Below are 22,417 nucleotides of genomic sequence, written 5' to 3'. Positions count from 1 at the left end.
AGTATTAAAAGTTATTAAATAACATCTATTAATTAAGATCATCACCATTTATTAAGATTGAATTTCAGGAAAATCAGTAAATCCATTACGAATCTTTAAAAGAATAATATGAAATGTTGAGATGATAAATATTCAACGCAATTTAGCACGGTCATAGACATTTTTAAGCGTCTCCATATCCACACTAGTATATATTTGAGTTGTAGACAAGTTAGAGTGCCCTAAAAGCTGTTGAATTGCCCTGATATCCACACCATTTTTTAATAGGTGTGTGGCAAATGAATGCCGTAATATATGAGGAGTTACTTTCTTTTTAATACCTGCTACCCGTGCATAATCCTTTATCATCATCTGCACATAGCGGGGTGTGAGATGATTTCCAGAACGATTCACAAAAAGGTATTCACTCTCACAGGTTCTTTTTTCCAGGAAATCCTCAATCATTAATTTGGTGGCGTCATCAAAAAGAACTATTCTGTCTTTTTCACCTTTTCCCCTGATCCGGATGGTTCTCTCATCCAAATCCACATGGTTAGTTTGAATAGTCACCAGCTCCGACACGCGCAGACCTGAAGAGTATAACAAGGCTAATAATAGCTTATTCCTAATTTTTAGAGATTCTGATGTAATAGATGCTGAATCCAAAGGATCATGAGTATCCAGAGCGTTAATTAGACTTTTAACCTCCTCCTCATTAAGGGATTTAGGAAGAGATTTGGTTCTTTTAGGAGTCTTAACCTCCTCCAGGATGTGTATCCCACCGAACTCAAAGAATTTCTTGACCACCACCGTAACCAGGTAAATATAATTCTGTGAAACATTTTTCTCTCGCTTCAGATAACGTATGTAACGTTTAAAACCCCTTAAAACCTGCCTTTCATCATATAATTCCTTTTCGCCCCTTAGGAACTTGTAGAAATTGTTGATGATGGATCTGTATGTTTTAATAGTGTTACGTGAGTAGTTACGTATTTCCAGTTCAAATAGATAGTCTTCCATCATTTCCGGAAGGTCAAAGGCTTCTAAAAAGTTCTTTTCCTGAGGGTATTCAGAAGCAGTTCCCATGAATCTTTTGATTTGGGTGGGATCCCCCTGTGATGATTTCCAGTTTCCGTTGGAATAATGGTTCATAGTATCAATAATAAATTTTTTTATTGGTTAAACTAAAATACAAGCTATCTTTATAACAGTATCCCACTTGAAATAATTAAATCTTTTCATTTTCCAAATTAATATTGGATTAATAGTACAACTTCAAATTAAAAACAAAAAAAATAAACCCAAAGAATAATGGGTCTTTAAAGGTAGCTACGGTCCACATGGTCGTTGGGTGTGCCTTTTCCAACAGAATGCATTTTCTGTGAACTGGAAAGATCACGATCCATGGCCTGTTCAAAGGATTGGTAACGTTCCAGAATTTGGTCCTCAATGGATATGGCATTTTTAACAGCGAATTTTATGTGTTTATCTCCAATTAAAGAACTTCCATCCATAACTGCCATATCACCGGCCATTCGCACTAGACCACCCAGATCACGAAGTCTTAAAGTCAGGGCATCACTCTGGTCATCTATAACACGTGCTCTTCTCCGGGCCTCTTCCACAATTATTTCAACTGCACTCCTGGTGGCATGGGGTATTTTCCCATCCAGTTCAATCTCCTGGGCCACGAACTGTGCCATTTTAGCCTGGTTTTCCATGTTATCCGGCATAGTGGTGCGCATTAGTATTTCATACCCTTCTCCCTGGATACGGGAGCGTAACGGAGGTAATATGTACTGTATATCCCGGATGTTGCAGGCCGCTACGAAGATGAAATCACAGGGAACATCTTCCACTTTCACTGAACTTCCTGCGCTTTGGGGGTTTCGGCCCACAATGGGAAACACCTTATCCTGCATGGCACTCAAGATATAACGCTGCAGAGATGCTATATGAACTATTTCATCAATGAAAAGCACTCCTTCATGTGCCTCATGAACTGCACCGGGAACAACCCGTTCGTATGGCTGTGTTCCAAGATCAGGATGTCCTCCATATGGATCATGGCGGACATCACCCAGTAATTCTGTTTCACTGGCCCCGGTTGCCTGGATGAAACTTTTTCTTTCCAGGGGGACAATTATGTTTTTGGGTTTTTCCTCAACCATTTCCCTTCTCTTTTCCAGGGCGTGCTGGTCCAGTATTTTAATTTTATCCCCATCTGATCGCTGGTAAATCACCACCTCTTCCCTACCCTGATTCATGCGGGTGGTGGTAACCCTGTCCTGGGGAATGCTCACTGGACCACTGTTCATCTCAAACATTCCCAAAAGATCCCCCAGGTTTTTCCGACGGGCGTTAATATGGGAATATTTGTCTGCCCCACATTGAGGGCAGATACTTTGATAGGCGCTGGTGTAGCTTTCACAGTTCGGGCAGCGGAATCCAAGTCGTTCTGCCACCAATTCTGGAACATCCTGGGGACTGACCAATTCCCCCTCAGCTCTCCTTAACTCTTTGATTTCACTTTCTATTTCTTTACGGGTTTTAATTTCTACAAAGGGCCGTTCTGGTCTTTCTGGATTTTGAACAACCGTGATTTCTTCTTGTGGTTTAGTTAGGTGTACTGAGATGGCTTTAGCTATGAGAGATTTTCCTATCCCAGGAGGTCCAACCAAAAGGAGATTTCTACGCTGTTTAGCAGCTATTTTAACAAATTTTATAATATCATCATGCCCAATAACCCTTTCAAGCGGATCTTGAGGTATTTGAATATCAGCAGTACTCTGGAAATCTCTTAAAGATTCATTTTTCATGTTAATATACATAATAACACCTCAAAAATTTTTTACCCCCTATTTTAGGGTTTTGTATGAAATCCTGGTGGATAAATTAAAAAAATTGTATAATAAATGAAAATAAAATGTTTTGATAGTTACAGGCCACTGCAACTATCATCGGTAATCTAGTAAGTTTAGATTGCTCGAAAGAGTAAATTATCACTATTCATCCCAAATATTCTATCGGGTAATGATCTTCAGTGGACTTGGTTTTTTAACAACTTCACTCATTCGTACTGCCACAATCTGTTTTAATCCTTTTTCCTTGGCGATGTCAACCAGTCTCTGACTTACCACTCCATCAAAAACCACAGCGTAGGCACCCTCATTCTGTAAACCTTTTATTTCATCGTAGAGGGATTCTACTTTCACTTCTTTGAGGATGTTTAAAGCATCATCCAGGATTTCTGCGTTCCCTGAGCCTTCCACATCTTTGAGTATTCCTTTGAGTAATTTGATTTTATCAGGGGTTTTGTCTGCTGGTTTCTTTTCTGGTTTATCCAGTTTTATTCCCAGGTCATGATATATCTGTTCTACCGGTATTTTATCCCGTAAAGCTACCATTACTTCATCTTTGGTGAGATCTTCCACTTCTTTACCGCGAGGGGCACGGGTTACATAGTCCAGTTCCCCTACCTGGAGAAGTTCCTTGAGAATTAAGTCACCGCCCCGGTCTCCATCTAAGAAGGCAGTTACGGTTTTTTTCTTGGTGAGTTCGGCCACGGTTTTGGGTACGCTGACTCCCTCCACTGCTATGGCATTCTTCACACCGTAGCGGAGTAGGTTTAAAACATCGGCACGGCCTTCCACCACCAGGATTGCGTCGGATGATGCTACATTGGGTCCTGCAGGAAGTTTATCATGACCGAAATCAGTGATTTCGTGGATACGCATGGCTTCTTTAACCTCTTCAATCATTTTGAGGCTTTCCGGGGTGACTTCTTCCATCATCCCCTTATAGAGCTCTTTGGCACGGTCCACTACTTTCCTTCTTTTAACTGCCCTTACATCTTCCACTTTGTTAACCTGTATGTAGGCTTCGCAGGGACCTACCCGGTTTATGGTTTCCAGGGATGCAGCCAGGATGGCGGTTTCCACCCGGTCGAGACTGGAGGGAATAACTATTTCCCCTTTGGATCGGCCTGCTTTTGAGTTGATATTCACTTTGATCCTGCCGATTCTGCCGGTTTTTTGTAGTTCCCTTAAATCCAAATCATTACTTAAAAGTCCTTCTGTTTGTCCGAATATGGCACCAACCACATCTGGTTTCTCCACAATTCCGTTAGCATTTATTTGAGCGTGAATAAGATATTTAGTTGTACTGATTTCTTCTTTTCCCATTTTTTGGGCCTCCATCAATGTATAGATACTGCTGATAATGAGGCGTAGTCATGCAGCCTGAAGTATCAGTATCTGGATAATACTACTAGTGATAGTAATACCATTGCCCACCAGATGGGTTTTCTTCAAGTTCCAGTTGTTCCATATGCCGAGGGAGGCTCTCGATATCCTTAATAAAACGACGGGTTATACCCATTATGGTTCTCCTTAATCGGAGGTCCGGATGAGAACCGAGGCTTTGAATATCCTCTGATAATCTTTTGGCAAGTTGATTGCCTTTTCGATCAAAGTCAGTTAATATAACTACTCTTGATGATGATTGAGCTGCTATCTCCGCTATCTCAAAGAGTTTAAGTCCTGAACCGGAAACTTTTATGAAATTACCGTTGACCCCTAGTTCTCTCAAGGCCCTTTCATCTTTTTGACCTTCAATTAGAACTGGTATTCCCTGTTCCCCAATGATCTTAAGCTCTTCGATTAAATTGGACAACTTTATAAAACTCATGTTAAAGCCCTTTTGATGGTGCTAATAAGTATCTACAGAATAATATAAACCATCTCCTATATAAAATTGAAGTAATCAACAATACTTCTTTCCCACTAAAATTGTTTAAATAGGATTATAGGACTCCCTGTGCTTAACAACGATTGTTTTATTAATTTAAAGTTCTTTAAAACTTTAATAGCATGTTTAATTTTCTCATGTGAATTTTGGGGTGTATTTGTGCATAAAGTTTTATAATATTCCCAATAAAGAATTTATACATGGAATTACACATAGAATTTAAAATGAAAACATTGATTACAGACAATTGGAGGGCCTAAATTGGCAAAAGGTCTCATTAGAATCGTGCTAGATGTATTAAAACCCCATGAACCAACATTACCCTATTTTGCCAAGTTTATAAGCGAAGTAAGTGGTGTGGAAGGTGTTAACGTTACTCTCATGGAAATTGATAAGGAGACTGAAAACATAAAGGTCACCATGCAGGGTAACGACCTGGACTTTGAGGAAATAAGTAAGGCCATTGAACAGTACGGTGGTTCCATACACAGTGTTGACGAAGTTGTGGCTGGTAGGACCATGGTTGAAGAAGTAACCACCCCTCAGGACTGATTTTATGGGTAATAAAATGGAAATTTCCGCTGATTTTTTATTAGGACAATTTTCATCCCCAAAAAAAGGAAAACACAATGATTTTAGCCTGGAAAACCTAGGAGTAAGCACGTCTCAGATTTCAGATTCCCTAAAAAATTTGACTGGGGAGTACGGAGTTATTCCCGGTGTAAAACCTATCAAGGATGATCTAAAGATAAGTGGTAGGGTAGTCACGGTTAAAACCCAACAGGACGATTGGGGAACTTCATTAAAAGCTATTGAAACTGCCAAAAAGGGCGAAATAGTTTTTATATGTTGTGACGGGGATAAAATTGGAGTATGGGGTGAATTATTTAGTAAATACGCCCAGAAAAAAGGTATTCAAGCCACGGTGATCTATGGTGCAATGCGGGATGTATCTGCAGTCCGAGAACTGAATTACCCTGTTTTTTCAAGTTCTGTAGTCCCCCATGCTGGAACACCACGGGCCGAGGGGAAAATTAACATTCCCCTAGATTGTGGAGGGGTTAAAGTTAAAACTGGAGACTGGATCTTTGGTGATGACTGTGGAGTAGTGGTGGTGGCTGAAGTACTTTTGGATAATGTGATCAAAAAGTCAATGCAGATTAAAAATAATGAGGATAAAATACTTCGTGAACTTGAAGAAGGTGTATCTTTATCTGATATTTTAGGAATTTGATTGTAATTAAATATTAATAACCTTTAAAATTGTTGTACATAATTATTTTGGATGTGGATTATTTTTACATCCCATTTCCAAAGATTTTTTTGAGTAAGGTTTTTTTAATAGAGGTGTTTGATGCAGGACACTTACCAAGTTTTACGAAAACATAAATGGAAGATTCTTGTTTCCTTTGCTGTCGCTGCTTTTTTGATTTTCGTAATGACTTTTCTTATCGGCTTTAATGATGTAGTTTCAGCCCTTGGAAAAGCCAAATGGGAATGGGTTCTATTTAATATAGTATTAGAAATAGGAATAAATGTGGTCTGGACCTTAAGGTGGAAGCTGATTCTGGATGTGGTAGACACCTCCCCTAAATTCACCACCCTTCTAATGTTACTATTGGCCAGTTTATTCGGGAACAATGTCACGCCCAGTGCTGCAGGTGGAGAGCCTCTGAGGGCGTACCTGTTAAAGGAGGTGGAAGGAACACCATTTGAAATAGGATTTGCATCTTCGACTGCAGATAGGGTATTTGAATTCCTACCATTCGTTTTGATATCAATTATCGCTGCCCTGTTTTTGCTAAGCTGGAATATACCTCCAGTAACCAGAATATTTGTAATAGCCATGATTATTGCATCTATAACCCTATTTGGAATACTGATCTATGCTGGTCTCAGAAAAGAAATCACTCAACGGGTAATTATATCAATTGCCAGATCCATTTATCCCACTGCAGTCCGCCTAACCAAAAAAGAAATTTCATTTAATGAGATTAGTGACAGAATAATCTTCTATATCAACCGGTTTTCAACTGGTTTTATCACTGCACTGAAAGACCGGAAAATATTCTTATTGGCCTTTATTCTATCATTTGCCATGTGGGGCTTTGACATGTTAAGAATGTATGTATGTTTTGGGGCTTTAGGAGTATACCCCCCAGTATTACCCCTGGTAATAATTTACACCATTGGAATTCTGATTAGTCTCTTACCATTACTTCCAGGTGCTTGGGGAATAAGGGAAGCTACTTTAATTGGCCTCTTTGCAGTGGTTGGTGTTTCAGCTGATGTGGTAATGGCCGCCAGCCTCATTGATCGTTTGGCCAGTTATTTCGTTCCCACCATAATTGGTGCGCTGGCAGCACTCTACTATGGGCGCAAGATTAAGAATAAAAGTGTTAACTCACCATCAGCCGATTCATAGCGCGCAGATTAGTGAAAATTAGGATACATTTAGTGATCTTTTTTATAAAGCTATCGAAAGATTTATATACTAGAAATTGAAGAACATAGAGTATATAAAATTTTCGGTTTAGTGCATGAAGAAACTTGGAAGCATACTACATTTGTCAAACAGAGGACGAATTATACTCCGATCGAACCAAACACCTGCTTTAGGATTGTCTGTTTTTAACTCTCGTCGTAAGAAAGTAGGGTTTATTCATGATGTCTTCGGACCTACTAAGGATCCATACATATCTGTGAAGATCCTTGCATCAATTTCTGAAAACTTTGAAAACCGAGTTGGAGAGACACTTTATGTGCCAAAACAAGCCAAGAAGAAATGGGGGCGACGGAAACGAAGCAAGAATTAGTTGAAAAAATTCCAGAAACTGCTAAAGAGAAGGTAGAAGTTTCAGGGAAAGAACAGATGAAACAGGATATGTCTGAGATTGAAAAAATCGAGACTAAATGTCCTGAATGTCAGTCTGAAAAACTTATAAATGATCATGAACGTGGAGAAATCGTTTGTGGTTCCTGTGGTCTGGTAATTGACGACAACCTGGTGGATATGGGTCCTGAATGGAGGGCCTTCGACCATGAACAACGTGATAAAAGGACCAGGGTAGGTGCACCTATCACCTACACCATCCACGATAAGGGTCTTTCCACCATGATCGACTGGAGAAACAAGGACATCTACGGCCGTGACATCCCCGCCAGGAACCGGGCCCAGTGGTACCGGCTCAGGAAATGGCAGAGAAAAATCAGGATTTCAGGTGCAACTGAACGTAACCTAGCCTTTGCCCTCTCAGAACTGGACCGTGACTCATCACGACTGGGACTCCCCAGAAGTGTGCGAGAAGCTGCATCAGTAGTATACCGTAACGCTGTGGAGAACAAACTCATCAGAGGAAGAAGCATAGAGGGAGTGGTTGCAGCATCACTTTACGCTGCTTGCAGAAGGTGTAATGTTCCCCGAACCCTGGATGAGATAGCCGAAGTATCCCGTGTAAGCAAGAAAGAAGTGGGTAGAACCTACCGTTTCCTTACCAGGGAACTGAACATCAAACTACCACCAACCAGTCCTGTGGATTACGTGCCCCGTTTTGCCAGTGAACTGAACCTATCAGGAGAAGTTCAATCCAAAGCCATAGAAATCATAGAAAAAGCCATGGAAAAAGGTTTGACCTCCGGAAGGGGGCCTACAGGAGTTGCTGCCGCTGCCCTTTACATCGCATCAGTATTACTCGGTGAAAGGAAAACCCAACGTGACGTGGCCGACATAGCAGGAGTTACCGAAGTTACCATTCGTAACAGGTACAAAGAACTCACAGAACAGTTAGACATGGGTGTTACACTCTAGTGGTTTGGAAGAGATTTAGAGAAAAAGATTATAAAAAATTTTTCTCTATTTATTCCCACCAATTTTTATTATTTTTCTATTAAACCATACAATTATATGGATCGAATTAAAAAATGAATAAAATACCTAACAAACTCATGAATATTTTTTTAACCAAATAAAGTTAAGGAGACCTCATTATGTCAGTAGATTTTTATAAAAAAATAATGGAAATATCCAAGGTAATGGAAGAAAAAGGTGACGGAATCAGTTATATCCGTAATAAAAGTGATAATTACACCATTGGAACCAAAAAATACAGTGAAGAAATAGCCAGATACCTAGATGAACACGTTGAATCATGGGAAGGCAGTGAAGCCCAATTAACCAAGAAGAAAGGTAAAAATAAACAATTAAGCGGTAAAAAAGTAGGTTATCTCTGGAAGATCCCAGTCACCCAGGATGAGAAATAAATATAACTAACCTTTTTTTAACCTTTTTAAAATTTATTTAAAAATTTTTAACCCCTATTTAATTAATTCCTTATTTTTATAAATACTACATTTTTATCAATATTAATGCTCTTAATAGTAGTTTAATTAATGTTTTTCAATTAATCGGAAATTATGAATTTGCTAACTTCTATTCTTTTACTTGAATTATTTCTTGAACCCTTCCAATTCTGCCATCCTCAAGCCGTACTTTTATCCCATGGGGATGGAATGCGGAGCGGGTTAATAAATCTTTAACCACACCTTTAGTTCTTTTACCACTACGCTGATCCTTTTTGAGCACAATGTAAACTTCAGATCCAATCTTTACATTCTTCCTGTTTTTACCATTCTTTTGACTCATAGTTTCCATCTCAAAGTTTTACAACTTAAATCTTAATTTTAAAATATCCTAATATGTTGAACTTTCAATTCCTAATATAACAGAGGATATGCTTGTAAACCTGTTTTATAATTGCTCCAACTGTTTTTTAAGAACTTTGTATAATTTTTCAGCCCCAACTATCTCTTCAGAACCCATAGACCATTGTGAAGGATATAAGATAAATGGCTGTGTTTGTTCACCGCCCAAACCACCGTGACTACCCACCAGTTCTTCAAATGCAGCCACTTCATTTTTTTCCTCATCATAAAAACTATTAACCAGAATATCCGGGGCGTATTGGAAACTGTCAGTGCGAAGGAGGTGTTCATGTGCTCTTGGTCCGAAAGGAGTTAATGGGTCTTCTCCTTCTATAGTTCCATCTTTAAGATAGTGGATTCCTTCCCTTCCCATGGCCATTGGCCCATGTTCCTTGGAACTGACCATTACAAATCCCACTCCCTCGTGTTGAACCAGGCCAGGGATAAGATCAGGGTAAATGGTTTTTATCTGTTCAAATGTTAACCGATCAACATGTTCGGTTAGGTATATTAGACCCAGATTTCCAGATGCCAGGACAATAACCTGAGCATTCGCAGAAGATACTTTTGAATGCAGTTCTCCGATTTGGTGACGTTGCAAGTAGCCTAATACTTTTCCCTTAATAACAGGAGTTTCATCAGCCTTTTTTACTGTTGTATCAAAGATATACCTGCTTTCGTCCACCACTGGTTCACTTCTGCCCATTATATATTTTTTACTATCTTCAATGGGATTCTGGATTGCCTGGCCAAAGTGGTCTTCATTGGAAGAGAGTTCACTGTAGATACGAGTTTCTGGAGGCATTAAATCCCGGACCAGATCCTCCAGACTCAAACCATATCTTTGCAGGAAAGTGGCTCCATTGGTCTGACCATGGTCTGATTGAACCACCAGATGGTAGGGGCGTGGTGAGTATTTACGGGCGTTATCCAAACGATGAAACTGCATATCCAACTTTTTAAGGGCGTGGAAGGCATCCCAATCCCGAGTTCCAGAATGATGGGCTATTTCATCATATCCAAGGTAGGTTACGTAGGCCACGTCAATTTTACCGTCCAGCATGTCTCCAATAACTACAGCTGTGGTAACTTCACGGAGGAACACATTAGCTCCTGCTCTTATAAATGGATAAATTAAACCTCGCTTTATACGAGGTTGAATATTTTTTATCCAGTGGACTATTTGGGATGCCAAGTCCAGCAGCACATCCCACAGGAATAGTGCTACGATACGGGCGAAGTTAGATGGATAAGAATAAACATAGTACCATGCCCGGCTATAAAATCTTCCCAGGTCTTTAAGCTGACTGTAGGTAAAAATAACATCACCTGCATCACCTGAGAAAAGGTTAGTTCTGCTGGCACCATGACAGGCTAAAAGCCCGTTACCATCGGAAATCCTTTTTTCAATAACTGGGGCATCAGCTAATCCTGTGGATACCATGATCTTATTGTTTTTATCCTTCTCCACCCATCTGAATGCGGGAATATTGTGGTTATTCCCATGGAGTATTCCTGCTTGGCTGGCCCCGGTTTGACTGGATAAGTCAGTTTCCCATGGCATCACCCTATGAGTGCCATTTTCCAGCCATTTCTTAAGGGTGGGCATGGCTCCCTTCTCCAGAGCCTCACTAAGAATGTTAAAGGCAAGACCATCTATCTCCAAAAAGATTACACCTGGTTTTTCATCAAATTTAATTTTGCCCTTTTTAAACTTTCTGATAACACTCCGATAATAGGTGGCATCATCATCAATGGTTAAAATAGCAGATAACACTGCAGTTACTGCAGCCATGGCAATGGGCGTTAATATCAGGGCAGGTCCTTCAATGGTAAATCCAGCCACTAAGTCACTGGCCAGCCATAATAAAAATGCATTTAACAGCAATGCCCCTATTCCCACGGTAAACACCATAAAGGGCAATAATATTCTGGTTAACACTGGCCAGAACATCGCATTTAGAATGCCCACCACCCCTGCAGCTATAAACGCAGTGTACCAATCATCAAAATGCAGCCCCACTGACAAATAATCAATAATCACAAATCCCAGAAATCCCCCCAGCCACATAACCAGGGTTCTACCTAACCAGTAGAAACGAGAATGGCCCTGGATCTGACTATGCCAATCTAATGAATGTTTTTCCCCATCTCCCATCCAGATTATCCCCAATACAGGCTTCTTCCTCTTAACTCATCATTTTAATTTTAATCCACTTAAATAATATTTTTATAGTCTATTAAATTTTAACCATTCAGATCATTGTAATTAGGTATAGCCACCCTTAAATCACATCTTTTGAGCATTTCAGTGTTAATACCGTGATTTCAGGGGTGCAGTTAATTCTAAACCAGAATACATTTGTCCCCAATCCTCTGCTGGTATATTGAACCATATCCCCCACCATATATTTCCCAGCAGGGTATTTCAGGAAGTGAGGACCCCGAATGAATGTGCCCAGCCCCGGTATTAAGAATTGCCCCCCATGAGAGTGTCCGGATATTTGCAGACTGAAACGTCCAGTAATAGAACTTATATCAGCAAAATCAGGTTCATGGGCCAGAAGTATGGCTGGTCCTTCTGCAGGGAGTTTCTCCAGTACCAAATCAAGGCGGTGTTTACCCAACATCACACTATCCACTCCTGCAATGTGCAGATGAGCTTCATCATGAGTGATAGTGTGGAAACTGTTACTGACATCGATAATATTAGACCGGTGTAATATTTCCCGTATCTTATCTGCACTTAACCAGTGATCATGGTTTCCCAAAACTGCTAATGAGAATTCTTTAGGTTTTAGCTTCTTTAAGGAGTTTTCCAGATCCCAAGCCACATCGTCCAGTATGTAAGAAACAAAATCACCAGTTATAGTAATAGAATCTGGTTTTTCATCATTTACCATCTGCACCACACCTTCCAGATGTTTTGGTGTGATCCATTGTCCGAGATGTATGTCCGAGAGGTTCAGCAGGCGGTAATTGTGGAAAACCGGATCAAGGTTGGGTACTATGACTTCAACCTGTTCCACTTGGAAATCTTTATGGTTGAATTCAGGGTTTCCTATTTTATGACGCCAGTGCGTCATTCCCCTCTGTAACTTCTGCCTATATTTCAGGGCATTGGGATCCTTTTCTTTCATTTAAAACCGATTCCTTATGAGATTCACTACCCAACCAAATAACTGCAAACTAATAATTTTGTAGGATTGAATAAATTTTACACAATGACATTATAACAATTAACTTATATAAAATTTTTTAAATGATTTTAAACCCATAAACCCGTTTTTGGGGGAAAAATAGGTATTAATTATCGGTGCAAAAAATAGAGAAAGGAATTTTTTTGGTTACTTTATCATTAATTACCCATATGCTCTATTTCATCAGCTACTTTCCAGTGCCCACCTTCCAGTTCTGATCTTCTTATGAGTAGCACTCCTAAAATGGCTCCCACAATTCCTCCAGCGGTGTCGGTGAATAAGTCATTCATGGTGTCATCCAAGGGGTCCTGGGTTGGTGAACCCTGCATCTGTGTGTTTCCTGTGATCTGACCGATTGGTCCCTTGGAGAAGTATGTATCATAGGTGTATTCACCCATTTCCAGTATACCCCCAAATCCTATTGTTAGAATAACAATGAGGATGGCCATCTCAGCCAATGATGCTTTTAACCTCCCGTAGTAGTACATGGTGTATACTACCATCATCCCCATGAGAGCAATGTACAAGGGTAGCATGAAGTGCATGAAGTTATCATAGTGGGGAAGTCTAACGTATAATCCCAGTGCATCCCCTCCCACCAGTTCAAATAATACCATGGCCAGGAGTAGGAGTTCAATTTCCACAGGAAGGACACGAACTCGGTTTCCAGTGACCAGTGCCGGGGCGTTGATTATGGCCAGTGCCACCAGGATCAGGATCCCGAATATTCGCTCCTCTCCATTCACCCCTCCAAAGATGGTGATGTAAATACCGGCAACTAAAAGGAATATCCTCATTATTCTCAACAAATTCCTCTGCAATGGACTCATATCTTTCGGATTAGGATTTAAATAGCTCATCTGTTAATCTCCCCATTTTATATATTTATATCTATAACTTTTACATACAAATTAAAATTTATTTTGCAATATTAGATGGTCCTTAAGGGTATTCTTTATCTTTAAGGAGTTGGAATAGGCATATTACTCTTTCTTAAGAATAAATAAACAAAGATTTTAGAGGGCTTATTAAATAATGCATAAGTAAAATTTTTTTAAAATGTTTTCATGCGTAGCAAAACCTACAAAAAACATAAATTAGGTTAAATAGATGACTTAACCTCCTGAAGCCCTAGAATAGTATCTTCAGGAGGTTTTTGGTATTTCTAGAAATTGTTATACCATCAGAAGATCTTCACTTTCAGAGGTTAGATTATTTACCTGATTTAACATAGGCACCTTCTTCATCATGGTCCTCATCACCCACCAGTGGTGGATTAAAGACACATAGCAAACGAACATCCTTTCCATAAGCTCGAAGATAGTGACGGTCATGTTTGTCTAGAGCATACAGTGTTCCTGGTTTAATAGGATAAACAATGCTATCTTCTGTAGTTTCTATTTCACCTTCACCTTCTACACAATAAACCGCCTCTAAATGATTTTTATACCAAATTAAAGTTTCAGTGTTGGCATAGATTATGGTTTCATTGAAGGAAAACCCCATGTTATCTTCTGCTAAAATAAAACGTTTACTAACCCAGTTATTATTTTCAGCAAAAATTTCACGGCGGGTTCCCTCAATTTCTTCTAAGGTTCTAACTATCATTATTTAAATCCTCAATCATGGCTTCTCTTTTTTCCAGAACAGATTTAATAGAATCTTCAATTATTTGCAAACCCTCATTTAATAGATCAGGTTCAATAGTTAATGGAGGCAGAAATTTAAGGACATTATCTTCTGCACCTGCCAATTCTATCAAAAGACCTCTTGAAAATGCTTCTTCTGATACTTCAGTGCAAAACCCTCTTAGGGGAATTTTAAGCCCGTATATTAATCCTTTGCCACGTACTTCCGCCTGAATACTTGGATATTCATTTTTTATTTCCATTAACCTTTCTTTGAGTATTTTTTCTTTGCTCTTAACAGTGTTGGGTATATTGTCGTTCTCCCAGTAACTTAAAAGTTCTACAGATGCTATGAAAGCTAGGTTATTCCCTCTAAATGTTCCAGTATGTTCCCCCGGCTTCCACTGATCTAATTCTGTTTTCAGTAGTACCATGGATAATGGTAAACCCCCTCCAATAGATTTAGAAAGTGTTATAATATCTGGGTTGATTCCTGAACTTTCAAAACTAAAAAAACTTCCAGTACGGCCGTTACCTACTTGAATATCATCCACAATTAGTAATATGTCAAAATCTTTACATATTTGTTCGATATCCCTAAGCCATTCATCACTAGCCACATTGATACCACCCTCAGCCTGAATGCATTCAAGAATTATTGCCGCTGGCAGATCCACTCCACTGCTTTGATCTTCCAAGTATTTCCTAAGATAATCTGCGGTATTAACATCCTCGCCGAAGTATCCATCAAATGGCATGAAACTTACATTGGTTCGGTTGATAAATGCTTCATCTCGGTAAAATGAATTTGCTGTTACTGCCATAGACCCCAATGTCAGCCCGTGAAATGCATTGGTAAATGCAATGATATTACTCCTACCTTTAACCATTCTAACTAATTTCAAAGCTGTTTCAACTGCATTAGTACCAGTAGGCCCAGTAAATTGTATTTTATATTCCATATGCCTGGGGTGTAGGACTATATCGTAGAATTTCTCTAAAAATATTTTTTTGGCCGTAGTAGCTTTATCCAGGCCATGGATAATACCATCGTCCTGTATATATTTTATAAGAGCTTCTGAAACCAGGGGATTGTTATGTCCATAGTTTAAAGTCCCTGCACCTGCAAAAAAGTCAATATATTCCTTTCCTTGTTCGTCATATAGGATTGAACCCTTTGCTTTCTTAAATATTGCTGGAAAACTCCTTATATAACTGCGTACTTCTGATTCATGCTGTTTGAATGTTTTCATCTAATCACTACGTTCATAACACTATTCTCATTTCTAATCAATTAATTTCTCCTATTTAGTTAAGGGGCCTATCCGGAAAAGTAATTCCTCTTCATGATTCAATTTGCCAAATAGATCACTGGTAAAAAGTGGGGATTTTTTAAGATTAGCATTCAATTGAGAAGCTATTTCCTCAAATAAAGACATTGAAGCTTGATTTGAAGGAGTTACTGTTGTTTCAATGAATTCAACTGATTTAGTCTGTTTTCTATTAAGGATATCCATTATCATTTTGGTGGCCAGACCATAACCACGCATATCAGGATGTACTGCTACTTGCCATATAAAAAGAGTTTTATTTTGGTTCGGATTAATGTAAGCAGATATATAACCAACTATTTCATTATTTAATACTGATATAACGCTGGTCTGATCAAAATGACTGCATACCAATAGATAACTGTATAAAGAATTAATATCCAATGGTTTACATTTTTGAACTAGATTGTGGATGTGAAATCCATCCCCTATTTGAGGTTTACGAATTATTATTGGCCTTTCATCATTTTTTAAGCCCATAACTTAAATTTTATTTTCCATCACTTAAAAAGTATTCGCCAAGAAGACTGATTTTTAAGGTGATTAACTTATTTTAACTGATTAATGAAGTATTTTTTAAGAATAAGTCTATTTACTTTAGACATTTTCTTACTATCTGTAATGAACAATAAATCTAACATTTAATAAGAATTGAATGAAAAATAAAAATAATTAAACTATAAACCAAGATTTAACAATAAACTGTAAATTTTCCCATATAATCAAGTTCGAGTGTGCAAATGGAAAAGAAGGGTTTCATGGGCAAGTTAAAGATACTTTCAAAACCTACTGGTAGTCCCCAATGGAAACTAGCAGCTAGATCCATCATTTTAATGGTTTTAGCTGTATTAATAGCCCGATATTTAGGTTTTGATGAGGGTTTACTGGCAGTTATGTTCATCACCCTTATGGCAACTATAATAATAGATCTGCCACTACCTTTACGTAAGATCATCCCCCTAGCTTTGGCAGGCTTTCTAATGACGTTATTGGCATTTGTAAGTTCTTCCCTTGCACTTTCAAGTCTGCCTGTTTTCTTATTTTTTACAGTAGTCTGGGCGTTCTTTAGTATTTCCCTGTATATCTTTAGCGAAACTGCAGGTTTATTTGGATTTATGGTATTCACCGGTTACTTCATGTCAGTTTTGCTGGTGAACAAAAACGCCCCACCCCTTGACTGGGGACTTTACATAGTCTTAGCCTACCTGGTTGCATCTATTCTATTTATTCCCAAGTTAATTCACCGGAAAGATGATATTTTAAAAATGGTAGCATCCCCTTATAACCCCAGAACACCCCTGGAAAAAGTTTTATTAACAAGATATGCATTATCTGGTGTTCCTCTTTCTAGGAGAAGTTATGAACTTTTCAGGATGGGAACTTATCTTAATGGATTCCGAGGATATGGAGAACTAATTTTATCCCGCTTATCAGGTGAATCGAAAGACATTTTCCAGAGTTTCATGGAAATTGCCAGCCAAAACAGTTTGAAAATTGCCAGGAGTATTACTAATCATGAAAATGAGTTTGATCTGGAACCTGTAGATGAAAAAATATTGAAACTACAGGAAACTGCCAATGATCAAAGTATGAATGCTGTTTTAGATGTGGCTCAGGACATGAGTAGCTTGTTTAGAAGGGTGAAAGAGTTACTGGCTGAAGAAGAGACATCTTCCAATAAACTGAGAATAGAATCACCCCGGAACTCTCTTCAGGAAGTTTTAAAGGCTAACTTCAATCTTCGTAATATGTACATACGTCATGCTCTGCGTTTCACCCTGGCCATGACCCTGGGACTCATGGTAGTGTACTTAACTCATGAGCGAAGTGCTATATGGGTAACCATGGGTATTCTCATTATCATTAAGCCAGACGTGACCAGTACCTTAAACAATATGATTTCCAGAGTTTCATTTAATTTTACAGCAATTCTCCTTGCTATTGCCCTTGGGTTCTTCTTCCCCCACCAGATGTTAGTTTGGATAGCGTTTATAATGCTATTCTTATTCCGGGCATTCTATCCCACCTATATGGGACTTTCAGTAATGGCCATGACCATCTTTGTAGTACTGGTCTGGCCCACTGGAACCGTATTTGAAAATGCAGTTGCCAGAATAATTGACATATCCATAGGGGCGATTTTAGCATTCATTTGTGCATACCTAATCTTACCCAGCCGGATGACCGTGGATCTGCCAGGGCAGATTGCCAGAACCATTGGTGCCAACCGGGAATATGTGAATGCAGTTATTCCCAGTGAAGATGTGGTTTACAATCATGAGCATGCGGTTACCACTTTCAGGAAATACATGTTAGAAGATAAAAACCTAGAATCTGCAATTAAAAAAGTGAATGACACCTTTAACGATGTGGGCGATGATGTGTCATTTTACAATGAACTCGGGGCAACCAACCGGAAGTTAGCCGCTGATATTTCTGCCCTGGCAACTTTAATTGAATCAGGAGTTTCTTTACCAAATATTTCCCGTTTTAAAGAACAGTTAATGGATGCATTGAATGAACTGGCTCTTTCAGTGGATAAAAGTGTGGTACTTCCCCACGCAAATGTTGATAAATATCACGGTGTTGAGGGTGTTCCACTCTATCTGGAAAACTATCTGGACTGGATCATTAGCGATGTTAAATTCATCCAGGAAGGAGTGGAATTGGGCCTTAAAACCGGTGCCTTAAAAAGATACCGGGAAATGAATTGAATTAATGTTGGGAAGATTAGAAATATCAAGCAAAAAATAAATACTGACTTAATATTTTTTAGGGCTCTAGTCTTCCAAGTTTTGAAATAGGTTGCAAAAAGGGTAATAGAAAAAAATATTTGATGGTACTAACAAGTGAAATCATGAATTATGACCTTAGTCGTAAACTGGAACTGGTCATGGAAGTAATTCTCCTGGCCTTCGTATTCTTAGACAGTTTACTACTATTTATCAGTGTTTTTCTGCCAATTAGAATAGATTCATATACATATATTGCTTATTTTGATTTAGTAACCAGTGCTCTGCTTTTATTCGGATACTGGGTCCAGCGCCGTAGAAGTAAATCAAAAGAAGGATATTTGAAAAGGAACTGGAATGGCATTATAGCAATTATACCATTTTATTTTCTTGGAATAATTATTTTAAATCTGGATTCATCTTCAATCCTTCTTAATATTCTCGCATTGATTAAAGTAGTGACCTTGCTGATGGCCGCTCGTCAGGTAGGTAAAGCCGTAGATAAGTTTGTTTCTAAAAGTAAACTGGTTTATGGATTTGCATTCTTTGTAGTTGTGCTTTTAGTCTGCTCAATATCATTTTTCTTACTGGAAACTGGAGTTAATCCCGAAGTTAGCACCTATGAGGATTCATTATGGTATGTTATCCAAACCATCACCACTGTTGGTTACGGGGATGTGGTTCCCATCACCCATTGGGGACGTTTAATTGGGGTGATTGCCATGGTTAGTGCCATCGGTATTTCTAGCCTGTTAACGGCAGCTACTACTTCTTCTTTAATGGATAAACTACGCGAAGACCGGGAAAAACTTGCCAAAAAAAGTGTTGATTACGTTAAAAAATTAGAAACCCAAGTAAACAACTTGGAATCAAAAATTGTTAAAGAAGAACAGGTTAAAGGCATTGAAACTGATTTGGATGATATCAAGTCAGAAATAAATGAAATTAAAGAGCTCCTGAATAAAAAAGAAAAATAGAAAAATGAAGAATTTATATAGGGTAACTAATTTCCACTTTTTTTAAAGGGCCTATTTCTTGTATTTTAGTTGTTAATAAGTAACAGATTTACTCAAGTAGAGAAAATATACCGTTTATTACTAACCAGACACCAATTAAAGCCCCCAGGTATATGGGGTCAAAGGCGAATGTTCCCAGAATTATGTAGATGATACCCAGTATTATTCCAAGGATACCCGCCCATGTGGCGTTTTTGAATTCACTACGGGATGCCAGGGATATTATTCCTGCAAGTATCAGGAAAATTCCTGCCAAGTATAATAAGAATCCTGCTAAGAATGCGAACAGCGCTGGGCTGAATATAAGGCCGATTCCTACGATAAGGACTATTATACCCAGGATAAGGTTCATTATCCCCGCACTTTTACTTACCTCCATCTGGGATCCACCTACAACTAAAAGCCAGATAGCAATCATCAATACTACAAAGCCCGTCAACACACTTGCGGCCACAAGGCCTGCCAGTGGAAACGCTAACACAATTAAACCAAGAACTATTGCTAAAATACCTAATACAGGGTTTTTCATCAAACTCCTCCATTAATTTTTGGTTAAATCCATATTTAACCATAGAAAATTTATCTTTGAATGTATAAAAATATTGTTATTTACTATTAACATCCAATAAAAAAACCATCAATAATCTTTAAAACTCAATATAAAAATATGAAATAAGGTTTAATTAAAAAAATAACTCTATAATCTGTTATTTAAATAAAAAATGGCATTCTATCAGATTAATATCCCTTACTCGAATTATTATTTTCTGATGGCTGTGGTTCTTCTGGATTAAAGATAAATGTTGTACATTTAATTAAATTTTAAAATTCAACCAGAATATGTTATTAATACGATAATTTTTACCAATTAATAGCGTTATTTTAAGATTGATAGTATACATTTTTTTGTAAAACCAGTAAATGATGATAATATCTGATATTACCAGCTATTCTTATGAAAAAAACTTATAACATTAACTATAAAAAGAAAGGCGTATGGGGCTTGTTATGAACTTGTGGGAGGTTTGATAAAAATGGCTGAAAACAAAAATCTTTTATTAGGAGTTGTAGCAATTATCTTAGGTTTTATAGTAATTGCGTTTCCAATGATAAGTATTTTCACAGTTAGCATCCTAGCAGGACTCGGAGTACTTGCTTTAGGCATCTGGTTCCTGGTTCAAGGATTTTCCGGGTGGAAAATCAACAAAGGAACTAGTATTCTCAATTTAATCCTGGGAATTATTGCCATAATTGCTGGAATAGGACTGGTAGGAAACATAGTTGAATTAAGTTTCTTAGCTAGCTTTATACTGTATTTAGCCGGGTTTTTCCTATTTATGTCTGGTGTGATTACCCTGTTTTCCGGAGAAGGAGGATCTGCCAAAGGAGTAGGTGTTCTGGGAATTTTAATGGGTATTATATACATAATTTTAGGATTATACGCCTGGAATCCATTCTATTTAGCAGCCTTAATTGGTATCTGGCTAATAATCAGTGGAATATTTGAAATATTTAAACCTGCAGCAGAAATTAGTACCGATACATTAGAATAAAAAAACCAGCTTAAACAAGCCTCAACACTTAATTTCCATTTATGTCTTTTAAAAAAACAGAATGCTTCAAGGTATTTTTTTAAACTCTCCTAATGATATTTCTTAAAACCAAACTCAAATAGATAATCTGGTGAATTTAACACACAACGAGCTGATTAAATGGGAATATATGCCTTATCCTGGAAAAATTTACGGCGTAATCGTTTGCGTAATCTTTCCACTGTTTTGAGAATCTCACTGGGAGTTATAATATTACTTATTCTGGTAAGTTCAGGGTTGGGGATTAGTAGTTTTATTGAAAAATCAGGAACAACCACTGGGGAAATAATAGGGGAAACCAACCAGACATCAGGAACTAACAACCAGACCAACTTAGCTTTAACAGCAATTGATTATTTAAACTCTTTTTTAGGAACCTCATTTACAGAAAACCAACTGGTAATTCGTTTAGAAAATCTTCTTCTTAATGTAGTTTATATTTTAGATGGATTAGCCAGTGTTGCCCTTTTGATTGGTGTTTTGGGAATTATGAACACCATGGGCTTCAACCTTTCAGAGAGAAAGCGAGAGATTGGTCTTCTTAAATGTATGGGATTTACAAAAAGACAAATTCTTATAAGTTCCACCCTTGAAGCAGGATTACTAGGGTTAATTGGATCCATAATTGGAGTTATCATTGGAAGTGTAGGTATCTGGGTATTATCCACCTTTTTCGAGCCGGGTTTGTTTAACACGCTACTACCATTTTGGTTAGTCCTAAGCACCATCATTATTACCACCCTGCTCAGTCTTATTCTTGGACTTTATCCCGCATGGTTTACCTCCCAAATAACAGTGGAGGAGGCTTTTCTCTGTGGCTACTGAGGAAATTTTAACATTTAAAGATGTTAATAAGGTGTATGAGAAGGGTGGGATGGAAGTGTCGGCCCTTAAAGGTTTATCATTTACACTTACCTCCGGCACCCATACCCTGGTATATGGTCCCTCCGGAGCAGGTAAAACATCCCTGATCCATCTGGCAGGCCTTATCAAAAGACCCAGTGCAGGGGATATTAGGGTTAAAGGAATTTCAACCCTTGATTTGAGTGAAGATCAACGTTCAAAACTGATTAGAAATGAAGTTGGATTTATTTTTCGCAGAGCTAATCTTCTACCTCACCTTACGATTCTTGAAAATGTGTTGCTTCCCATGGTATCATCTGATAGAAATAGGGCCATGGAATTACTGGAAAAAGTGGAAGTGGATAATTGGAACCGGTTCCCTGATAATCTATCCATTGAGGAAGAACAAAAAGTTGCACTGGCCCGTTCCCTGGTAAACAATCCCTCCATCTTACTCGCTGATGAGCCCACCGCAGAACTGGATCTAAAGGCAACTGAGAATTTCTTAGAACTTTTAGAAAAAATGGAAACCATCACCATTCTTATGACCAGCAGCCAAAATTCATTCCATGAATTCTTTAAGGAGGCTTATAGGCTGGAATACGGAATAATCGAACTTTATTCATCTGAGAGTAAATCATAAGTC

At 38.3% G+C, this 22,417-nt stretch carries 23 protein-coding genes; 11 read left to right on the top strand and 12 right to left on the bottom strand.

The features are described from left to right. Nucleotides 1-132: 132 nt before the first annotated feature. From xerA to BK009_RS12220, 4 genes are all read right to left on the bottom strand, one after another. Nucleotides 133-1,131 (bottom strand): site-specific tyrosine recombinase/integron integrase, encoded by a 999-nt coding sequence (gene xerA, locus BK009_RS12235; protein ID WP_100909687.1) that lies wholly within the window; start codon nt 1,129-1,131, stop codon nt 133-135. Between the two features lie 167 nt (nt 1,132-1,298). Next, nucleotides 1,299-2,810, bottom strand: coding sequence for an ATP-binding protein (locus BK009_RS12230; protein WP_100907484.1), 1,512 nt, complete (start codon nt 2,808-2,810; stop codon nt 1,299-1,301). Nucleotides 2,811-3,002: 192 nt separating this feature from the next. Next, on the bottom strand, nt 3,003-4,163 hold the full coding sequence (gene dnaG / locus BK009_RS12225) for a DNA primase DnaG (RefSeq protein WP_100909686.1): 1,161 nt from the start codon (nt 4,161-4,163) through the stop codon (nt 3,003-3,005). Nucleotides 4,164-4,248: 85 nt separating this feature from the next. Next, on the bottom strand, nt 4,249-4,668 hold the full coding sequence (locus BK009_RS12220; protein ID WP_100904771.1) for a toprim domain-containing protein: 420 nt from the start codon (nt 4,666-4,668) through the stop codon (nt 4,249-4,251). Between the two features lie 321 nt (nt 4,669-4,989). Here BK009_RS12220 and BK009_RS12215 point away from each other — a divergent pair, with 321 nt between their 5' ends. The 6 genes from BK009_RS12215 (at nt 4,990) to BK009_RS12190 (ending at nt 8,988) form a co-directional block, all read left to right on the top strand. After that, nucleotides 4,990-5,280 (top strand): DUF211 domain-containing protein, encoded by a 291-nt coding sequence (locus BK009_RS12215; protein ID WP_100904772.1) that lies wholly within the window; start codon nt 4,990-4,992, stop codon nt 5,278-5,280. Between the two features lie 16 nt (nt 5,281-5,296). Continuing rightward, the gene (locus BK009_RS12210) at nt 5,297-5,962 is read left to right on the top strand and encodes an RraA family protein (protein WP_236950994.1); all 666 of its coding nucleotides are present in this window, start codon (nt 5,297-5,299) and stop codon (nt 5,960-5,962) included. 120 nt (nt 5,963-6,082) lie between these two features. Beyond that, the gene (locus BK009_RS12205) at nt 6,083-7,153 is read left to right on the top strand and encodes a UPF0104 family protein (RefSeq protein ID WP_100907481.1); all 1,071 of its coding nucleotides are present in this window, start codon (nt 6,083-6,085) and stop codon (nt 7,151-7,153) included. Between the two features lie 115 nt (nt 7,154-7,268). Beyond that, a complete protein-coding gene (locus BK009_RS12200; protein ID WP_100904775.1) occupies nt 7,269-7,544 on the top strand; it encodes an H/ACA ribonucleoprotein complex subunit GAR1 in 276 nt (91 codons plus the stop codon). Between the two features lie 56 nt (nt 7,545-7,600). Next, complete coding sequence (locus tag BK009_RS12195) at nt 7,601-8,536, top strand: transcription initiation factor IIB (RefSeq protein ID WP_048199818.1); 936 nt, start codon at nt 7,601-7,603, stop codon at nt 8,534-8,536. A 179-nt stretch (nt 8,537-8,715) separates the two neighbouring features. Beyond that, complete coding sequence (locus BK009_RS12190; protein ID WP_100904776.1) at nt 8,716-8,988, top strand: hypothetical protein; 273 nt, start codon at nt 8,716-8,718, stop codon at nt 8,986-8,988. A 169-nt stretch (nt 8,989-9,157) separates the two neighbouring features. On the opposite strand, the gene BK009_RS12185 is transcribed toward BK009_RS12190, so the two are convergent. The 7 genes from BK009_RS12185 to ectA all read right to left on the bottom strand — a co-directional run bounded on the left by BK009_RS12185 (nt 9,158) and on the right by ectA (nt 16,068). Further along, nucleotides 9,158-9,370, bottom strand: a complete 213-nt coding sequence (locus tag BK009_RS12185; RefSeq protein ID WP_100904777.1) for a YwbE family protein — start codon at nt 9,368-9,370, stop codon at nt 9,158-9,160. A gap of 105 nt (nt 9,371-9,475) precedes the next feature. Beyond that, the gene (locus BK009_RS12180) at nt 9,476-11,587 is read right to left on the bottom strand and encodes a phage holin family protein (protein WP_100907480.1); all 2,112 of its coding nucleotides are present in this window, start codon (nt 11,585-11,587) and stop codon (nt 9,476-9,478) included. Nucleotides 11,588-11,714: 127 nt separating this feature from the next. Then, complete coding sequence (locus BK009_RS12175; RefSeq protein WP_100907479.1) at nt 11,715-12,569, bottom strand: metallophosphoesterase; 855 nt, start codon at nt 12,567-12,569, stop codon at nt 11,715-11,717. Between the two features lie 218 nt (nt 12,570-12,787). Beyond that, nucleotides 12,788-13,489, bottom strand: coding sequence for a hypothetical protein (locus BK009_RS12170; protein ID WP_100909685.1), 702 nt, complete (start codon nt 13,487-13,489; stop codon nt 12,788-12,790). Nucleotides 13,490-13,841: 352 nt separating this feature from the next. Further along, nucleotides 13,842-14,237: an ectoine synthase gene (locus BK009_RS12165; RefSeq protein WP_100904781.1), complete on the bottom strand. Its 396-nt coding sequence runs from the start codon at nt 14,235-14,237 to the stop codon at nt 13,842-13,844. Next, a complete protein-coding gene (ectB, locus tag BK009_RS12160) occupies nt 14,227-15,510 on the bottom strand; it encodes a diaminobutyrate--2-oxoglutarate transaminase (RefSeq protein WP_100909684.1) in 1,284 nt (427 codons plus the stop codon). Before ectB ends, BK009_RS12165 begins: the two co-directional genes overlap by 11 nt. Nucleotides 15,511-15,561: 51 nt before the next feature. Beyond that, nucleotides 15,562-16,068, bottom strand: coding sequence for a diaminobutyrate acetyltransferase (ectA, locus tag BK009_RS12155; protein WP_100909683.1), 507 nt, complete (start codon nt 16,066-16,068; stop codon nt 15,562-15,564). A gap of 260 nt (nt 16,069-16,328) precedes the next feature. Between ectA and BK009_RS12150 the strand changes: the two genes are divergently transcribed. Both BK009_RS12150 and BK009_RS12145 read left to right on the top strand, forming a co-directional pair. After that, the gene (locus BK009_RS12150) at nt 16,329-18,302 is read left to right on the top strand and encodes an FUSC family protein (protein WP_100909682.1); all 1,974 of its coding nucleotides are present in this window, start codon (nt 16,329-16,331) and stop codon (nt 18,300-18,302) included. 143 nt (nt 18,303-18,445) lie between these two features. Then, nucleotides 18,446-19,297 (top strand): potassium channel family protein, encoded by an 852-nt coding sequence (locus BK009_RS12145; RefSeq protein ID WP_100909681.1) that lies wholly within the window; start codon nt 18,446-18,448, stop codon nt 19,295-19,297. A gap of 88 nt (nt 19,298-19,385) precedes the next feature. Here the strand turns inward: BK009_RS12145 and BK009_RS12140 are convergent, their stop codons facing one another. Further along, on the bottom strand, nt 19,386-19,865 hold the full coding sequence (locus BK009_RS12140) for a DUF308 domain-containing protein (RefSeq protein ID WP_100904786.1): 480 nt from the start codon (nt 19,863-19,865) through the stop codon (nt 19,386-19,388). A 505-nt stretch (nt 19,866-20,370) separates the two neighbouring features. Between BK009_RS12140 and BK009_RS12135 the strand changes: the two genes are divergently transcribed. The 3 genes from BK009_RS12135 to BK009_RS12125 all read left to right on the top strand — a co-directional run bounded on the left by BK009_RS12135 (nt 20,371) and on the right by BK009_RS12125 (nt 22,414). Further along, the gene (locus BK009_RS12135) at nt 20,371-20,889 is read left to right on the top strand and encodes a DUF308 domain-containing protein (RefSeq protein ID WP_100904787.1); all 519 of its coding nucleotides are present in this window, start codon (nt 20,371-20,373) and stop codon (nt 20,887-20,889) included. Nucleotides 20,890-21,048: 159 nt separating this feature from the next. Further along, nucleotides 21,049-21,753: an ABC transporter permease gene (locus BK009_RS12130; protein ID WP_100909680.1), complete on the top strand. Its 705-nt coding sequence runs from the start codon at nt 21,049-21,051 to the stop codon at nt 21,751-21,753. Further along, complete coding sequence (locus tag BK009_RS12125) at nt 21,743-22,414, top strand: ABC transporter ATP-binding protein (protein WP_100904789.1); 672 nt, start codon at nt 21,743-21,745, stop codon at nt 22,412-22,414. The genes BK009_RS12130 and BK009_RS12125 overlap by 11 nt, the downstream gene beginning before the upstream one ends. Nucleotides 22,415-22,417 lie beyond the last annotated feature (3 nt).

The sequence above is a fragment of the Methanobacterium subterraneum genome (assembly GCF_002813695.1).
In the GTDB taxonomy this organism is placed as follows: domain Archaea; phylum Methanobacteriota; class Methanobacteria; order Methanobacteriales; family Methanobacteriaceae; genus Methanobacterium; species Methanobacterium subterraneum.
This window is presented reverse-complemented; position numbering and strand designations above follow the sequence as displayed.

Excerpts from the sequence above, each read along its gene's own strand:
- xerA (WP_100909687.1), bottom strand. The coding sequence starts at position 1,131 with ATGAACCATTATTCCAACGGAAACTGGAAATCATCACAGGGGGATCCC.
- BK009_RS12230 (WP_100907484.1), bottom strand. The coding sequence starts at position 2,810 with ATGTATATTAACATGAAAAATGAATCTTTAAGAGATTTCCAGAGTACT.
- dnaG (WP_100909686.1), bottom strand. The coding sequence starts at position 4,163 with ATGGGAAAAGAAGAAATCAGTACAACTAAATATCTTATTCACGCTCAA.
- BK009_RS12220 (WP_100904771.1), bottom strand. The coding sequence starts at position 4,668 with ATGAGTTTTATAAAGTTGTCCAATTTAATCGAAGAGCTTAAGATCATT.
- BK009_RS12210 (WP_236950994.1), top strand. The coding sequence starts at position 5,297 with ATGGAAATTTCCGCTGATTTTTTATTAGGACAATTTTCATCCCCAAAA.
- BK009_RS12205 (WP_100907481.1), top strand. The coding sequence starts at position 6,083 with ATGCAGGACACTTACCAAGTTTTACGAAAACATAAATGGAAGATTCTT.
- BK009_RS12200 (WP_100904775.1), top strand. The coding sequence starts at position 7,269 with ATGAAGAAACTTGGAAGCATACTACATTTGTCAAACAGAGGACGAATT.
- BK009_RS12195 (WP_048199818.1), top strand. The coding sequence starts at position 7,601 with ATGAAACAGGATATGTCTGAGATTGAAAAAATCGAGACTAAATGTCCT.
- BK009_RS12190 (WP_100904776.1), top strand. The coding sequence starts at position 8,716 with ATGTCAGTAGATTTTTATAAAAAAATAATGGAAATATCCAAGGTAATG.
- BK009_RS12185 (WP_100904777.1), bottom strand. The coding sequence starts at position 9,370 with ATGAGTCAAAAGAATGGTAAAAACAGGAAGAATGTAAAGATTGGATCT.
- BK009_RS12180 (WP_100907480.1), bottom strand. The coding sequence starts at position 11,587 with ATGGGAGATGGGGAAAAACATTCATTAGATTGGCATAGTCAGATCCAG.
- BK009_RS12175 (WP_100907479.1), bottom strand. The coding sequence starts at position 12,569 with ATGAAAGAAAAGGATCCCAATGCCCTGAAATATAGGCAGAAGTTACAG.
- BK009_RS12170 (WP_100909685.1), bottom strand. The coding sequence starts at position 13,489 with ATGAGCTATTTAAATCCTAATCCGAAAGATATGAGTCCATTGCAGAGG.
- BK009_RS12165 (WP_100904781.1), bottom strand. The coding sequence starts at position 14,237 with ATGATAGTTAGAACCTTAGAAGAAATTGAGGGAACCCGCCGTGAAATT.
- ectB (WP_100909684.1), bottom strand. The coding sequence starts at position 15,510 with ATGAAAACATTCAAACAGCATGAATCAGAAGTACGCAGTTATATAAGG.
- ectA (WP_100909683.1), bottom strand. The coding sequence starts at position 16,068 with ATGGGCTTAAAAAATGATGAAAGGCCAATAATAATTCGTAAACCTCAA.
- BK009_RS12150 (WP_100909682.1), top strand. The coding sequence starts at position 16,329 with ATGGAAAAGAAGGGTTTCATGGGCAAGTTAAAGATACTTTCAAAACCT.
- BK009_RS12145 (WP_100909681.1), top strand. The coding sequence starts at position 18,446 with ATGAATTATGACCTTAGTCGTAAACTGGAACTGGTCATGGAAGTAATT.
- BK009_RS12140 (WP_100904786.1), bottom strand. The coding sequence starts at position 19,865 with ATGAAAAACCCTGTATTAGGTATTTTAGCAATAGTTCTTGGTTTAATT.
- BK009_RS12135 (WP_100904787.1), top strand. The coding sequence starts at position 20,371 with ATGGCTGAAAACAAAAATCTTTTATTAGGAGTTGTAGCAATTATCTTA.
- BK009_RS12130 (WP_100909680.1), top strand. The coding sequence starts at position 21,049 with ATGGGAATATATGCCTTATCCTGGAAAAATTTACGGCGTAATCGTTTG.